The organism is Rhodococcus sp. BE178 (assembly GCF_050433545.1).
In the GTDB taxonomy this organism is placed as follows: Bacteria; Actinomycetota; Actinomycetes; order Mycobacteriales; family Mycobacteriaceae; genus Prescottella.
Map to the genome: position 1 here is coordinate 36,692 of NZ_JBNPXA010000001.1, position 15,172 is coordinate 51,863.

The following is a 15,172-nucleotide window of genomic DNA, read 5'->3' on the forward strand; positions in this document are numbered from 1 at the left end:
TCGGCTCCGTACTACGCGCGCGGCACCCACTCCCAGCTCGCGGTGCGGACATCGGACTCGGGCTCGCGACGCAGCCGCACCCGCAGGTGCCGATCCGCCAGATGTTCCACCACGCCCTCGCCCCACTCGACCACGACGACGGCGTCGCCCAGGTCGGTGTCGAGATCGAGCGCGTCGAGCTGATCGTGCATATCGAGCGAGCCCGCGTCACCGCCCTCGCCGCCGAGGCGGTACGCGTCGACGTGGACCAGGCCGACGGGCGCGCCACCGTCGGGACGCGTCCCCGGCCGGTGCTCTCTCGCGATGATGAACGTCGGCGACGTCACCCGGCCCTCGACGCCCAGACCCGCCGCGATACCGCGGGTCAGCGCGGTCTTCCCGGCGCCCAGCGGGCCGTCCAGCACCACGAGATCACCCGCGACGAGGTCGCGGGCCAGCGCCCGCCCGAGAGCCTCGGTGTCCTCGGTCGTGGGCAGGGTCGCGTTGCCCCCGGTACGTGTGTCAGCCGACATCGGTTCGCTCCAGTTCACCCGCCGGCACAGCATTCTCGTGGTTCGCACGACTCGACACGGCACGCCGGACCAGCCGATCGATCGCATCGGAGGTTACCTGCGGGAACTCGAGCTCCACGAGATGGCCGGCATCGCGCACCCGCACCAGTTCCGAGCGCGGCAGGGCGGCCGCGAGGGACTTGGAGCTGGTGAACGGGATGATCATGTCGGCGTCACCGCACAGCACCAGCGCCGGTGTGTCCGACAGCACCGGCAGCGCCTCCGACTCGTCATGCAACTCCAACGATTCGAGGAAGTTGACGATCGTCACCACCGAGATGTCGTTGAGCATGCCCTCCGAGAACGCGACCAGCCGCGGACTGACCTCGGTGCCGTACGACGCGGCCCGCAGGATCGGCGAGATGATCGCGCGCGCGGCGCCCCGTGCCTGCTGCACGGCGCCGGGGGCGGTGCGCACCGCGAGGCGGAACCCGTCGATGACCGGGTTGTCGAGGTTGCGTCCGAGCCCCGACTTGTTCAGGCCGGCGGCGGTCGTCGCGAGCAGCCCCACACCGATCACCCTGTCGTCGAACAGCTCCGGGAACTGCCGGGCCATCGCCAGGATCGTCATGCCGCCCATCGAGTGCCCGACGAGCACCACCGGGCCCGACGGCGCCACGTCCTCGACGACGGCCGCCAGGTCGCGGCCGAGCTGGGCGATGGTGCAGCTCTCGGCGGCGGGCACGCCGGACTCACCGTGCCCGCGCTGGTCGTAGAACACCATGCGGACGGAATCGCCCCACCGCTCCGCGAGCTGCGCGCGCTGGAAGTGCCACGACTCCATCCGCAGGCAGTAGCCGTGCACGAAGATCACCGTGAGGGGCGCATCCGGTGGACCCACCTCCCGCACCAGCAGTGGCACGTCGTCCTCGGTCGCCACGACGCGGCTGCGGTCGCCGGTCATGAGCGCGAAGTCCTCGGACCCGTAGATCTCCGGTCCTCGTCGCGTCGCCGCAGACTTGACGACGTTGATCCCCGCGATCGCGCCGATCGCCGCGGCACCCAGCACTCCCCCGAACAGGCCGAGCCTGTTCAGGACGTTCACGAACGACCGCCGGGACCGCCGACATAGGTTCGCACCGTCCGGCCCCGCACCGAGGTCACCACCTCGTAGTGGATGGTGTCGAGCGCGTCCGCCCACTCCTGTGCGTGCGGTTCACCGTGCTCGCCGTTGCCGAAGAACACCGCGGTGTCGCCCTCCTGCACACCGGCACCGTCGGGACCGAGATCGACGACGACCTGGTCCATGCAGACCCGTCCGATGCCCGGGCGCCGGTCGTCACCCAGGCGCACGTCGAACCGTCCGCCCAGCGCGCGCGGAATACCGTCCGCGTACCCGACCGGCAGCAACGCGACCGTCGTGTCGTGCGGGGCCACCCACGTGTGCCCGTAGGACACACCCTCACCAGCTGCCACTTTCTTCACCAGCGCCACCCTCGATCGGAACGTCATGACCGGCCGCAGGCCGAACGTCCCCAGATCCGGTACCGGGGACAGTCCGTATATCGCGATTCCGGGCCGAACCATGTCGAATTGCAGGTCAGCACGGGTGAGGGTGGCCGCCGAGTTCGACAGGTGCGCCGCCTCCGGAGCCAAACCGATCCGCTTGGCGTCCGCGAGGGCACCCGTGAAACGTTCCCGCTGATCGTCGATAGCGGGGTGGTGCGGTTCGTCGGCGTGCGCGAGGTGCGAGAACACACCCTTGAAACGAACCGCCCCCTCGGCCTCGACCCGAGCGAGGTCCTTCAGGAAGTCCGTCCACTCCTCACGCGAGACGCCGTTCCGGTTCAGGCCGGTGTCGACCTTGATCGTCACGGTCGCGGGCGTGCCGACCTCCCGCGCCGCCGCGACGACGGCCGCGAGATGCCGCGGCGACGACAGCCCCACCTCGACGCCCAGCGCGATCGCGGGGGCGTAGTCGGAGTCCGCGGTGTGCAGCCACGACAGCACCGGGGCGGTGATCCCGGCGTTCTTGAGTTCGATGCCCTCGGCGAGGGTGGTGACACCCAGTTCCCGGGCACCGGCAGCGAGTGCGGCCCGCGCGACCGGAACCGCGCCGTGGTTGTAGGCGTCCGCTTTCACGACGGCCATGACCGCCGCATCGCCGGCGTGCTCGCGCAGGATCCGCACGTTGTGGGCTACCGCGTCGAGATCGATCACCGCTTCAGCCTGCGGCGCCGCCGCCGGAGGGGGTGTGTCCGCCGCCGAGGTGGCGCTCACGGTGTTCGGGTCGGTGTCGGTCTCCTGCGCGCTAGTAGTCACAGAATTCGATCCTGCCACTCACCGGGACCAGCCCAGTTCCTGGGTACAACCCGACCAGTCACGATTCGGGCACATGTGAGCGAAGGATCCGAATCGCGGACCGCAGGTGCGCCAGCAGCGTCGACGCGGAGATCGGCGCGAGCCCGGCGTCCCCGATGTCCTCCGAACCCTCCCGCGCCCCGAGGTTGGCGGCGAGCGAATGGGCCCGGGCCCCCGCCGCGGCCGCGGCCGCCGGTGCCAGACCCGTCGCCATCAGCGCACCGATGACGCCGGACAGGACGTCACCCGACCCGGCCGTGGCCGCCCACGAACTGCCCGCGTCGTTGACGTACGCCCGGCCGTGCGGGTCCGCGATCACGGTGGCCCGGCCCTTCAGCAGCACGGTCACGCCCCACTCGGCGGCCAGTGCCCGCGTCGCGGCGACGCGGTCCGGCGTCGGCGCGACAGCGGTGAGCCGCTCGAACTCGCCCGCATGCGGGGTCAGCAACGTCGGCGCACCGCGCCCCCGCACCAGATCCGGGTGCTCGGCCAGCAGGTTCAGCCCGTCGGCGTCGACGAGGACCGGTAGGTCGGTTTCCAGCACCGTCCGCAGGTCCGTCAGGGCGTCGTCGTCGGTGCCGATGCCGGGGCCCACGACCCACGCCTGCACTCGGCCCGCATCGGCGGGCGACGGGGCAGCGACCACCTCGGGCCAGTGATCAAGCACCTCCGCGACGGCACGACCCGCATACCGCACCATCCCGGCGGTGGCGGTGACCGCGGCGCCGGAGGACAGCACGGCAGCGCCCGGATAACGTCCGCTGCCCGCGACGACACCCACCACGCCCTGCGTGTACTTGTCGTCCGCCGGCCGCGGAACGGGCCACAACCGGCCCACCTCCCACGCGTCGAGCGCGACCAGGTCGGGCGTCGGCAGGTCCAGGCCGATCGGCACCAGTTCGACCCGGCCACACCTCGGCGCGGCCAGGACGTGCACCGGTTTGAGCGCCCCGAACGCCACGGTGACGGCAGCGGTCACGGCGGGACCGTCGACGGCACCGGTGTCGGGGTCCACGCCACTGGGCAGGTCGACCGCGACGATCGGGGCATCGAGATCCGCGACGATCGCGGCCGCGGCCGGGCGCAGCGGGCCCTTGCCGGAGATCCCGACGATCCCGTCGAGCACCAGGTCGGGGCTGCCCGGATCCGACGAGACGCGCCCACCGGCGGCCTTCAGCGCCGCCAATCCGGCGGCGTGTGCGCGCTCGGGGTTCAGTAGGACCGCGGTGACCGCCACGCCACGCCGGCGCAACAGCGTTCCCGCCCACAGCGCGTCACCGCCGTTGTCACCCGAGCCCACCAGTAGCGTGACGTCGCGGCCCGACACGCCCCCCGTTCGATCCCGCAGCTCGTCGGCCGCGACACGCGCCAGGCCGTACGCGGCGCGCCGCATCAGCGTGCCCTCGGGCAGGCGCGCCAGCAGCGGCGCCTCGGCGGCCTTGACCTGCTGCGCCGTGTAGAAGTTCCGCATCTCTACCCGGCCGCCACCGGACCGGAGATCATGAACTGCGCGCCGTTCGGATCGGCGACGTTCGCCATCCGGCCGTGCTCGGAATCCCACGGCTCGCGCAGCACCGTCCCGCCGAGTTCCGTGAGCCGCGCGACAGCGGCGTCGGTGTCGTCCACTGCCACGAACATCTGCCAGTGCGACGGCACGTCCGCCGGCATCGCGGTGCTCGCGTCGAAGATCCCGGCCAGGTCCTCACCGTCGAACCGGCCTGTGGTGTACCGGAATTCGCCCGTGTCGCTGAGAGTTGCCAGGTTCCAGCCGAAGACGTCCCGATAGAACGGCAACGCGGCGTCGTAGTTCTTGCTGACCAGTTCGAACCACGCGGGGGCACCGTGTTCGCCCATGACACCGAAGCCCTTGTGCTCGGCGGGCTGCCACACCCCGACGACCCCGCCGGACGGATCGAGGAACATCGCCATCCGGCCCTGCTCGGGCACGGTCATCGGTTCCATCATCACCTGACCGCCGGACTCCGTGACGGCCTTCGCGGTGGCATCGGCGTCGGCGGTGGCCAGATACGTGGTCCAGATGTTCACGTAGGGGTTCCCCGGCTGCCCGGCCATCATGCCGGCGACGGGCTTCCCGTCGGAGAAGAACATCACGTAACCGCCGTACTCCTCTCCGGACGATTCGTGGGTCCAGCCGAACATGGCGTCGTAGAACGCGGCGGCGCGTTCGGGATCCGAGGTCTGCAGGTCGATCCAGCAGGGCGCACCGATCGGCGCGGATTCACGGGTTGGCATGACTACTCCTCGCGAACTCGAGGTCGGGAGATGTAACTCGAGGCACAATCATCGCCAGACTACGCTGAATCCCATGAAGACACGGGCAACTGCGATGATCGCCGGAATCGCCTTGGCTGCAAGCCTTTCCGCTTGCACCAACTCCTCGACCGACGAACCCGCCGACAGCGGGCCGACGGTCAAGGTCTCGAACATGACCTACTCGCCCTCGTCGATCACCATCTCCACGGGACAGACGGTGACGTGGGTGTTCGACGATCGCGGCACACCACACGACGTCGTGGGCCTCGGCGACGCGAAATCGGTGTTGCGCAGCCCGTTGAAGACCACCGGGACGTGGGAGTTCACCTTCACCGAGCCCGGCACCTACGACTACACGTGCTCGCTGCACCCGGACATGCTCGGTGTCGTCATCGTGATGTGACGACACCGAGCCTGTCCTGACGGTCTCGCTATTCGACCGTGACGGACTTCGCGAGGTTGCGCGGCTTGTCGACGTCCAGGCCACGGGCCTGCGCCACCTCGGCGGCGAAGACCTGCAGCGGCACCGTCGACAACAACGGCTGCAGCAGCGTCGGCGCGGCCGGGATCTCGATGAGGTGGTCGGCGTGTGCCCGCACCGCCTCGTCACCCTCCTCCGCGATGACGATCGTCTTCGCGCCGCGCGCCTTGATCTCCTGGATGTTGGAGACCAGCTTCGAGTGCAGCACCGCCCGGCCCTTCGGCGACGGCATGATCACGATGACCGGCAGGCCCTCCTCGATCAGCGCGATCGGACCGTGCTTGAGCTCACCGGCCGCGAAGCCCTCGGCGTGCATGTACGCGAGCTCCTTGAGCTTGAGCGCACCCTCGAGCGCCACCGGGTAACCCACGTGGCGACCCAGGAACAGCACCGCGGGCGACTGCGCGAACTCGCGTGCGAGCGCGCGCACCGGTTCGACGGTCGCGAGCACCCGGGTGACCAGCTCCGGCATCGCGGCCAGGTCGGCGTACTCGCGCGCCACCTCGTCCGGGTATTTCGTGCCGCGCGCCTGCGCCAAGGCCAATCCCACCAGGTAGTTCGCAGTCACCTGGGCGAGGAAGGCCTTGGTGGAGGCCACGGCGATCTCCGGACCGGCCCGCGTGTAGAGGACAGCGTCGGCCTCACGGGGAATCTGTGCACCGTTGGTGTTGCAGATCGCGAGGACCCGAGCCTTCTGGTCCTTCGCATGCTTGACGGCCTCGAGCGTGTCCGCGGTCTCACCGGACTGCGAGATCGCGACGACGAGCGTCGACCGATCCAGCACCGGGTCGCGGTAACGGAACTCGCTGGCCAGTTCCACCTCGACGGGCAGCCGCGTCCAGTGCTCGATCGCGTACTTCGCGAGCAGGCCCGAGTGGTAGGCGCTGCCGCACGCGACGACGAAGATCTTGTCGACGTCGCGCAGCTCCTGATCCGACAGTCGCTGCTCGTCGAGGACGATCTTGCCGTCGGCGAAATGGCCCAGGAGCGTGTCGGAGACGGCCTGCGGCTGCTCCTGGATCTCCTTGAGCATGAAGTAGTCGTGACCGCCCTTCTCGGCGGCCTGCAGGTCCCAGTCGATCGTGAACGGGCGCCCCTGCTGCTCGTTGCCGGCGAAGTCGGTGATCGTGTAACCGTCGGCGGTGATGACCACCACCTGGTCCTGCCCGAGCTCGACGGCATCGCGCGTGTGCTCGATGAAGGCCGCCACGTCCGACCCGATGAACGTCTCGCCCTCACCGACACCGACGACCAGCGGCGTCGAACGACGCGCGGCGATGATCATGTCCGGATGGTCGGCGTGCGTGAACACGAGCGTGAACGCGCCCTCGAGCCGACGCAGCACCGACAGCGCGCTCTCCACGAAGTCGCCCGCCGTGGGACCGCTCTCGTACGCCTGCGCGACGAGGTGCACCGCGACCTCGGAATCGGTGTCGCTGAGCAGGTCCACCCCGGCGGCCTCGAGCTCGGCGCGCAGCGGCGCGAAGTTCTCGATGATGCCGTTGTGCACGACGGCGAGCTTGCCGCCCGCATCGCGGTGCGGGTGGGCGTTGCGGTCGGTCGGCTTGCCGTGGGTGGCCCAGCGGGTGTGACCCATTCCCGTGGTGCCGACGAACTTGTCGGCGCCCACCTCGGCGAGCTCCGCCTCGAGATTGGCGAGGCGCCCCGCCTTACGCTCGGTGGCCAGCCCGCTCACACCGTCCGCCACGGCGATCCCGGCGGAGTCGTAGCCGCGGTATTCCATCCGCCGCAACGCCTCGACGACAACACCCAAAGCCTGGCGGTGGCCCACGTAACCCACGATTCCGCACATGGTTCACCAGGGTACTTGGACCACAGTCCGGAACGAACTCGGACGGGCGATGCGGCGCAACTCCCGGGGGTCGCACCCGATCGGATAACGTCTCCCCCGTGGCGCAGACACCGAAGTCCCTGGTATCCAAGCTGTCCAAGCGTGGCCCACACAAGGTGCTGCGCGGCGACCTGGCGCTCGCGGGGCAACCCGGCGTGGTCTACACCCCCGCCGAGGGGTTCAATCTCCCCGCCGTCGCCTTCGCGCACGACTGGCTGGCGAGCACCGTCAACTACGCCGCGACGCTCGAACACCTCGCGTCGTGGGGCATCGTCGCTGCGGCGCCGGCTACCGAACGCGGCCCGGTGCCGTCTCACCTCGGGCTCGCCGCCGACCTGGGTACCACCCTCGACATCTGCACCGGTGTGCGCCTCGGTCCCGGCCGGATCAGCGTCCACCCCGAGCGCCTGGCCTTCGCCGGACACGGCATGGGTGCCGGTGTGGCCGTGCTCGCGGCGGCCCGGACGGCCCGCGTCAAGGCCGTCGCCGCACTGTTCCCCGCCCCCACCGCACCGTCCGCGACGGTCGCGGCCGCGCGGATCGACGTGCCGGGACTCGTCCTCGCCGGGGCGAACGACGTCGACTCCCTGAACAGCGACGCGCTGGCCCTCGCCGACGCGTGGAAGGGCGAGAGCCTGCTGCGGGTCGTCGACAAAGGTTCGAGCGCCGGCGTCGTCGAGGGGCGGCGACTCCTCGGTTTCCTCGGCGTCGGCGGGTCCGAGCGCCGCACCCAGCACGTGACGCGGGCGCTCGTGACCGGGTTCCTGCTGCACCACCTCACCGGCGACAAGGCCTACGCCTCGTTCGCCGACGCCGACGCGCACTTCCCCGGCACCCATCCGGCCTTGCGCGACGAGACCGACGACACGCTCGACGCCCGCGATGCCGCCGCGCACCACGCGAGCGCCCAGATCGGGCAGCTTCTCGGCCGCTAGCTCACAGCGGACCGGCTTCCGCGAGCACGGCGCCGGTCTCCTGACCGGGCAACGGCTGCGATCCCATCTCGGCGATCGCCGGTTCCTCCGCCCGGCGGCGCGGCGACCCCGGCGGTGCTCCGACGACCGAATGCGCGGCCGGAGCGCCCGTCGACCCGACCTCCGATCCCGCCGCCGGTTCCGGCGCGGGAGCGCAGTAGTCGGCCGGCGCTTCCTCCACCAGCGGTGCCTGCGGTGCGGGCTGTTCCACCGACTCGTCCACAACCGGCGCCTCGTCCTCCGGGCAGTCGGGTACCGCGGTCACCGACGGTTCTGGGGCGGGTGCCGGTTCGGGAGCGGGCGGCGGCTCGGTGGCCGGCGCCTCCGGCGCGGGTGCCGCCTCGGCTGGCCGGGCACAGTCGCATGCGCAGTCGCAGTCACAGCCCCGCTCCGATTCGAGATCGAGACTGCCGCCCGACAGCGTCGATTCCGCCGCCACGCGAACGAGGCCGTCGACGATGTCGAGCGCAACATCCGCCACCATCCCGACAACGGCGCCCACCGCGCGGACTGCGCCGTCGAGCGCCAGCGACCCCTGCAATGTGGCGCCGGGTTGCACGGGCGGACGTTCGAGACCGCTCAGGCTCGACTCTGCCGTCACCGGTGTCGGCGCCGTCGCTGGTGTCGCTGCCGGCACCGCGGTCACGGATGTCGGCGCTGGCGCTGGTGTCGCAGCCGTCGCTGCCGTCGCTGCCGTCGCTGCTGACGCCTGCACGTGCGCGGCGCTGCACTGCGCCGTCGCGACCGGGGTGCGCGTCCGACAGTCCACCGCGAGCGTGCCGGGGGCGGGACAGGCGCTGTCGTCGATCTGGGCGAAGACGCGGGCGAGCGTGCAGTAGATGTCGTCGACCGCCGTCTCCGTCGCGTCACAGAGCGCGGTGAACTCGCGCAGCGTGTCCCGAACGTGCGGCAGGAAGACCCCGGCGAGCCATTCGCGGCACGACTCCTCGAACGGTCCGACACCGGCCGAAGCGCCACCGGACAGGTATCCGGACGTCCCGAGCATCGTGTCGATCTCGGCGACGGTACGCCCGCCGAGCTGCGACGCGTCCCGATCGCGCACCCACTCGGACTTCCGGGTCACGACCTCGCGCAGCTCGCGCTCGGCAACCACCAGCGCGGTCCGGACGTCATGTGCGGAGCTCCGCAACCGATCCGCCCGCTCGAGATTGCCGGACAGATGCCGACAGGCCAGCTCTGCGTCGGGCCCCTGCCATGCCTCCGGCAGAGCCCGCACCGCCCGGGTCTCATCGTCGAACGTCCGATCCAGACTGCAGGTGATCCGCCCGATCGCCTCGATGTCGGCGTCGAGCGCGGTCAGGTCGATGCCCCGTTGTTCGAAGTAACGCGCCTCGACCTGTTCGGGGGTCGCCGACAGCTCACTGGTGCCGGTGCCGTCCGCGACGAGGGCGGCGCGGGGCAGGAACACCGCGAAGTACTGCAGACCGCTTGCGCCGGCATCGAGGATCGCGTCCACTACCGCCCACCCAGCGCGACGACGTTCGCCGACTCCTGACGTTCGTACGCGTCGGAGGTACCACGGAGAGCATGGGCGCTATCGGCCGAACCGGCAGCCCACGCGCCGATAGCCCGCGCGAGCCGCGCATAGCCGTCCCGTACGGCCTGCTCACGAGCGGTGTCAGTCGTACCGGCATCGGAGGAGCCGAAACCGCACTCGCTCACCGTCCGGGAGACCCCGGTCAGCAGCTCCGCTCCCGCCTGCAACGCCTGCGCCGTCGCCCGCACCCCCGCAACGTCGATCGCGACCACGTCCGCCATCGGTTCCGCCTTCCGCACCTGTCGGTGCCTGTCGATTCGGATCCTTCGTCCTGTTCGACGCAGCGGCACGGCCCGCGGTTCCGCTAGGTGTGCGGGTTCGGTGGGCCAGGTGCGCTAGGCGGACGCCACCTTCTCCGCCAGCGTCTCCGCGATGCGCTGCGCCATCTCGAGATCGGCCGCCTCGACCATGACCCGCACCAACTGCTCGGTGCCGGAGGGACGCAGCAGCACCCGGCCGGTGTCGCCGAGTTCCGCTTCCGCCTCGCTCACCGCCGACCGGACCTGCGGCGCGGCCGCGACAGCGGACTTGTCGGCGACCCGGACGTTGACCAACACCTGCGGCAGCGCGGTCATCGCGCCCGCCAGATCGGCGATCGACGCACCGGTGTCGGCCATCCGTGCCATCAGCCGCAGACCGGTGAGCACGCCGTCACCCGTGGTGCCGTAGCGGGGAAGCACGACGTGGCCCGACTGTTCACCGCCCAGGCTGAACCCGCCCGAGCGCAGTTCCTCGAGCACATACCGGTCACCGACAGCGGTGGTGCGCAACGCAATCCCGGCCTCGCGCATCGCGATGTGGAGGCCGAGGTTGCTCATCACCGTCGCGACAAGAGTGTTGTCGACGAGTTCACCGGCGTCGCGCATCGCGATCGCCAGGACCGTCATGATCGCGTCGCCGTCCACGACCGCACCGGTCGCGTCGATCGCGAGGCAGCGGTCGGCGTCGCCGTCGTGCGCCAGACCGATATCCGCGCCGTGCTCGACGACGGCACGTTGCAGCGCCTCGAGATGCGTCGACCCGCAGCCGTCGTTGATGTTGAGCCCGTCCGGATCGGCATTGATCGCGATTACCGTCGCACCGGCGTTGCGGTAGGCATCGGGCGCAACCGTCGACGCGGCGCCGTGCGCGCAGTCGACGACAACGGTGAGCCCGTCGAGCCGAGTGTCGAGGGCACTCGTCAGGTGGGCCAGGTATCGACTCGTCGCGTCGAAGGCGACGTCGACACGCCCGATGCCGGCACCGGTGGGACGTCGCGCGGGTCCCGCGGCGATCGCGGCCTCGATCCGGTCCTCCGCCTCGTCGTCGAGCTTGTGCCCGCCCGCCGCGAAGATCTTGATGCCGTTGTCGGGCATGGGGTTGTGCGACGCGGAGATCATCACGCCCAGCGCCGCCCCGTAGGCGCCGGTCAGGTACGCCACCGCCGGTGTGGGCAGGATGCCGACCAGGACGACGTCGACGCCGGCCGCGGTGAGTCCGGCCGTCACGGCTGCCTCGAGCATCTCGCCACTCGCCCGCGGATCACGACCGACCACTGCCACGGGCCGGGCCGACTCGGATCCCGGCGGTGCGAGCACCTCGGCCGCGGCCGCGGCCACCTTCAGTGCCAACTCCGCGGTCAACTCGGCATTCGCCAAGCCGCGCACGCCGTCCGTGCCGAACATACGACCCATAGAACCGATCCCTCGCATTCCGGTTGAGCAATCCGGGTGAGTATCCAGGTAAAGCACAAAAGCAGGCGTCCGGTAGCGAAGAACTCTACGAACGCCTGCTCTCGTGATCGAACAGGTGCCGGAGCCGACACGAATGCCGGCTCCGGCGACACATCAGCGCTTGGAGTACTGAGATGCCTTACGGGCCTTCTTCAGGCCGTACTTCTTGCGCTCGACGGCGCGAGCGTCACGCGTCAGGAAGCCGGCACGCTTGAGCGCGGGGCGATCCTCGGCGGTGACCTCGATCAGAGCGCGGGCGATGGCGAGACGCAGGGCGCCTGCCTGGCCCGAGGGGCCGCCACCGGTCAGGAGAGCGGTGATGTCGAACGACTCCGTGCGCTCGACCATGACCAGCGGAGCCTTGATCAGCTGCTGGTGCACCTTGTTCGGGAAGTAATCCTCGAGGGTGCGGCCGTTCAGCTTGAACTCACCGGTGCCGGGGGTCAGGCGGACGCGGACGACCGCCTCCTTACGGCGACCGACGGTCTGGACCGGACGATCGATGACGATCGGGGCCTGCGGAGCAGCCTCGTACGACTCGACGACCTCGGTCTCGGTGGTGTACTCCGAGACGTCGTCTGCCACGGCCTCGACAGCCTCGACGGCCTCGTTGAAGTCTTCGTTGCTCACTGGGCGACCTGCTTGATCTCGAACGGCACCGGCTGCTGCGCGGTGTGGGGGTGGGTCGGGCCTGCGTAGACCTTCAGCTTGCCCGCGATGGCGCGGCCCAGCTTGTTCTTCGGGAGCATGCCGGTGACGGCCTTCTCCACCAGGCGATCGGGGTTCTTCTCGAGAACCTCGCCGACCGAACGGGACTTGAGGCCACCCGGGTGTCCGGAGTGGTGGTACAGGAACTTGTCCGTACGCTTGTTGCCGCTGATGGCAACCTTGTCGGCATTGATGATGACGACGAAGTCGCCGCCGTCAACGTGCGGTGCAAAGGTGGGCTTGTGCTTGCCGCGGAGCAGGTTTGCTGCCTGCACGGCAAGGCGACCGAGCACCACGTCTGTGGCGTCGATGACGTGCCAGGTACGGGTCACGTCTCCGGCCTTCGGGGAATACGTAGGCACAGAACTTCCTCGTCTGTTCGTTTCTGCTGCTGGCCGAGTGTGCTGCGCTGACGGTTCTCGGCGGCCAGTTGAGACCCGAGAACCACCCCTCCCCGCGCTCGAAGGCACGGTAAGAGACGGCACACCGACGTAGAACGATACCGGCTGGGACCGACCAGGGTCAAAGTGCCGTTACTCGGCGAGGGCGTCGGCCAGCTTCTCGACCGCCCAGGTCACGTCCTCACGCGAGATGACGAGCGGCGGCGCGATCCGGATCGTGCCCTCGTGTGCGTCCTTCGCCAGCACCCTCCGGGCCAGCAGCCGCTCGCAGATCACCCGTGCCGACGGCTGCCCGGACGCCAGCTGGACGCCGGCCCACAGGCCACGGCCCCGGACCTCGGCGACGCAGTCCCCCGGCAGCTCCGCGAGCAGCGCGTGCAGATGTCGCCCGAGCTCACGGCTGCGCCGCTGGTAGTCACCGGTCTCGAGCAACCGCACGACACCGCTTCCCACGGCGCAGGCGAGCGCGTTCCCGCCGAACGTGCTGCCGTGCTGACCGGGGTGGATGACATCCATGACGTCGCGGTCGGCGACCACCGCGGACACCGGGACCAGTCCACCGCCGAGCGCCTTGCCGAGGATGTAAACGTCAGGGACAACCCCCTCGTGATCGCACGCGAACGTCTCCCCCGTCCGGCCCAGGCCGCTCTGGATCTCGTCGGCGAGCATCAGGATGCCGCGGGCGTCGCACAGCCGACGCACACCGGCCAGGTATCCGTCCGGCGGCACCAGCACGCCCGCCTCCCCCTGGATCGGCTCGACGAGTATGGCGACGGTGTTCTCGGTGATCGCGTCCGCCACCGCATCGACACTGCCGTACTCGACGGACGGGAACCCCGGCGGGAATGGCCCGAAACCGTCCCTGGCATCCGGATCCGACGAGAACCCGACGACGCCGATCGTGCGGCCGTGGAAGTTCCCCGAACAGGTGATGATCTCGGCGCGATCGTGCGGCACGCCCTTGACGTCGTATCCCCACTTGCGGGCCAGTTTCAGTGCGGTCTCCACCGCCTCGGCGCCCGTGTTCATCGGCAGGACCGCATCCTTGCGGCACAGCCGCGCGACGTCGGCGCAGAACTGCGCGAACCGGTCATGCTGGAACGCGCGACTGGTCAGGGTGAGCCGACCGATCTGTTCACGCGCGATCTCGACCAGTTCGGGGTGCGCATGCCCGAAGTTCAGCGCCGAGTATCCGGCCAGGACATCGAGGTAGTCGACTCCGTCGATGCCCCGGACCCACGCACCGGACCCGGACTCGATGACCACCGGGAGCGGGCTGTAGTTGTGAGCACTGTGCATGTCGGCGCGGGCGAGTTCCGCCCTCGTCGCCGCCGTCACCGGCACGAGTTCGGCGTCGAGGTGATGTCCCGTCGTCATAAGGTCCGCCTCCCGGCCCGGCGCCAGGCGCCACTGCTTTCGGGTCAGGCCAGTATCCGCCGACCGGCCGTCGGCGGCAATCGTTCTCACCTGAACATGCGTGTGCCCCGACGGCTCTCCTTCCGTCGGGGCACACGCGTCAGACGTAGCGGACTACGCCCAGCTCTTGGCGGCGGCGTTGTTCACGTCCCGCATGTCCGAGTTGCCCTGGCCGACGACACGGCCGACGGCGTCGAGAACCTGGTTGAGCTCGAGCGCCGCGCCGTCCCACTTGGCCTGGTGCTCCTGGTACGCGTCGGATGAAGAGGCGTCCCAGTCCACAACCATCTGGGCGACGGCCTTCTTGAGATCCTCCAGCTTCCCGTTCATCTCACTCTGAAGGCCGTCGATCCGCTGCTGAAGCGCCTCGATCTCGCCGAACGAATAATGGATGGGGGTGCTCATGACTGCTCCTGTCGGTAAAGGTCTGCGAATTCAGGCGATCGAGATACTCAAGACATGTTCAGGCTGCTCGCGACGTTGTTGATCGCCGCGGTGTGATCCTGCTGCGTCGTATCGAACTGCACGCTGTTCGCCTTGATGTTCTCGCTGATCGACTGCAGCGCATCATTGAGCTTCTTGGAGCTGCCGTCCCACTGCTCCATGAGGTTCTGGAACGCGCCCGCAGCGCCGCCACCCCAGCTACCACGGATCCCGTCGACCTCGGCCCGAATGCGTCCGAGCAATCCGTCGAGGTCGCCCTTCATCTCGCCGACACGACGAGAGGTGGCCTCCATCGTCTCGGTTGTGGCCTTCAACTGATCCTGTCCGCCCACTTCGAACTCCTTCGGATGCGCTCGGCATCGTTGTCCCACTTCCGCGTCCGGCCACCGATCCCCCCAGGGACTCGTCGCAGCCAGTTCGCGCCTACATCTGGTTGGACGCATGCGTGCGCCGATTCGGTTCCATTCGTCCCGAAACTTTTTCCGTGACCCTCACTCTCG

Annotated in this window: 16 protein-coding genes; 2 read left to right on the top strand and 14 right to left on the bottom strand. The window is 69.7% G+C overall.

The genetic code is table 11. The annotated features are described in order from the left end of the window. Positions 1 to 11 precede the first annotated feature (11 nt). The 5 genes from tsaE to J2X34_RS00215 all read right to left on the bottom strand — a co-directional run bounded on the left by tsaE (position 12) and on the right by J2X34_RS00215 (position 5,105). Positions 12 to 512, bottom strand: coding sequence for a tRNA (adenosine(37)-N6)-threonylcarbamoyltransferase complex ATPase subunit type 1 TsaE (gene tsaE, locus J2X34_RS00195; protein WP_114718998.1), 501 nt, complete (start codon positions 510 to 512; stop codon positions 12 to 14). After that, positions 502 to 1,596: an alpha/beta fold hydrolase gene (locus J2X34_RS00200; protein WP_429515799.1), complete on the bottom strand. Its 1,095-nt coding sequence runs from the start codon at positions 1,594 to 1,596 to the stop codon at positions 502 to 504. Before J2X34_RS00200 ends, tsaE begins: the two co-directional genes overlap by 11 nt. Beyond that, complete coding sequence (alr, locus tag J2X34_RS00205) at positions 1,593 to 2,771, bottom strand: alanine racemase (RefSeq protein ID WP_254623025.1); 1,179 nt, start codon at positions 2,769 to 2,771, stop codon at positions 1,593 to 1,595. The genes J2X34_RS00200 and alr overlap by 4 nt, the downstream gene beginning before the upstream one ends. Positions 2,772 to 2,871: 100 nt before the next feature. After that, complete coding sequence (locus J2X34_RS00210; RefSeq protein ID WP_429515800.1) at positions 2,872 to 4,323, bottom strand: NAD(P)H-hydrate dehydratase; 1,452 nt, start codon at positions 4,321 to 4,323, stop codon at positions 2,872 to 2,874. 2 nt (positions 4,324 to 4,325) lie between these two features. Next, positions 4,326 to 5,105, bottom strand: coding sequence for a VOC family protein (locus J2X34_RS00215; RefSeq protein ID WP_429515802.1), 780 nt, complete (start codon positions 5,103 to 5,105; stop codon positions 4,326 to 4,328). A 73-nt stretch (positions 5,106 to 5,178) separates the two neighbouring features. Between J2X34_RS00215 and J2X34_RS00220 the strand changes: the two genes are divergently transcribed. Beyond that, positions 5,179 to 5,529, top strand: a complete 351-nt coding sequence (locus tag J2X34_RS00220) for a cupredoxin domain-containing protein (protein ID WP_429515803.1) — start codon at positions 5,179 to 5,181, stop codon at positions 5,527 to 5,529. Positions 5,530 to 5,557: 28 nt separating this feature from the next. Here the strand turns inward: J2X34_RS00220 and glmS are convergent, their stop codons facing one another. Then, positions 5,558 to 7,420: a glutamine--fructose-6-phosphate transaminase (isomerizing) gene (glmS, locus tag J2X34_RS00225; protein ID WP_429515804.1), complete on the bottom strand. Its 1,863-nt coding sequence runs from the start codon at positions 7,418 to 7,420 to the stop codon at positions 5,558 to 5,560. 98 nt (positions 7,421 to 7,518) lie between these two features. Between glmS and J2X34_RS00230 the strand changes: the two genes are divergently transcribed. Next, positions 7,519 to 8,394: a dienelactone hydrolase family protein gene (locus J2X34_RS00230; protein ID WP_429515806.1), complete on the top strand. Its 876-nt coding sequence runs from the start codon at positions 7,519 to 7,521 to the stop codon at positions 8,392 to 8,394. 1 nt (position 8,395) lies between these two features. On the opposite strand, the gene J2X34_RS00235 is transcribed toward J2X34_RS00230, so the two are convergent. The 8 genes from J2X34_RS00235 to J2X34_RS00270 form a co-directional block, all read right to left on the bottom strand. Then, positions 8,396 to 9,910 (bottom strand): hypothetical protein, encoded by a 1,515-nt coding sequence (locus J2X34_RS00235; protein WP_429515808.1) that lies wholly within the window; start codon positions 9,908 to 9,910, stop codon positions 8,396 to 8,398. Further along, positions 9,910 to 10,212 (bottom strand): N-acyl-D-amino-acid deacylase, encoded by a 303-nt coding sequence (locus J2X34_RS00240; protein ID WP_429515810.1) that lies wholly within the window; start codon positions 10,210 to 10,212, stop codon positions 9,910 to 9,912. Before J2X34_RS00240 ends, J2X34_RS00235 begins: the two co-directional genes overlap by 1 nt. Before the next feature lie 114 nt (positions 10,213 to 10,326). Further along, positions 10,327 to 11,664 carry a phosphoglucosamine mutase gene (glmM, locus tag J2X34_RS00245; RefSeq protein WP_429515812.1) on the bottom strand — a complete coding sequence of 446 codons (1,338 nt, stop codon included), beginning with the start codon at positions 11,662 to 11,664 and terminating at the stop codon, positions 10,327 to 10,329. A gap of 153 nt (positions 11,665 to 11,817) precedes the next feature. Then, on the bottom strand, positions 11,818 to 12,333 hold the full coding sequence (rpsI, locus tag J2X34_RS00250) for a 30S ribosomal protein S9 (protein WP_114718880.1): 516 nt from the start codon (positions 12,331 to 12,333) through the stop codon (positions 11,818 to 11,820). Next, positions 12,330 to 12,773, bottom strand: coding sequence for a 50S ribosomal protein L13 (gene rplM, locus J2X34_RS00255; protein ID WP_114718879.1), 444 nt, complete (start codon positions 12,771 to 12,773; stop codon positions 12,330 to 12,332). The genes rpsI and rplM overlap by 4 nt, the downstream gene beginning before the upstream one ends. A 171-nt stretch (positions 12,774 to 12,944) precedes the next feature. Then, entirely contained in the window at positions 12,945 to 14,189 is a 1,245-nt protein-coding gene (gene rocD, locus J2X34_RS00260; protein ID WP_429515814.1) for an ornithine--oxo-acid transaminase, read from the bottom strand. A 153-nt stretch (positions 14,190 to 14,342) separates the two neighbouring features. Then, the gene (locus J2X34_RS00265; RefSeq protein ID WP_114718877.1) at positions 14,343 to 14,633 is read right to left on the bottom strand and encodes a WXG100 family type VII secretion target; all 291 of its coding nucleotides are present in this window, start codon (positions 14,631 to 14,633) and stop codon (positions 14,343 to 14,345) included. A gap of 47 nt (positions 14,634 to 14,680) precedes the next feature. Continuing rightward, positions 14,681 to 15,004, bottom strand: coding sequence for a WXG100 family type VII secretion target (locus tag J2X34_RS00270; RefSeq protein ID WP_254622616.1), 324 nt, complete (start codon positions 15,002 to 15,004; stop codon positions 14,681 to 14,683). Between the last annotated feature and the right edge of the window lie 168 nt (positions 15,005 to 15,172).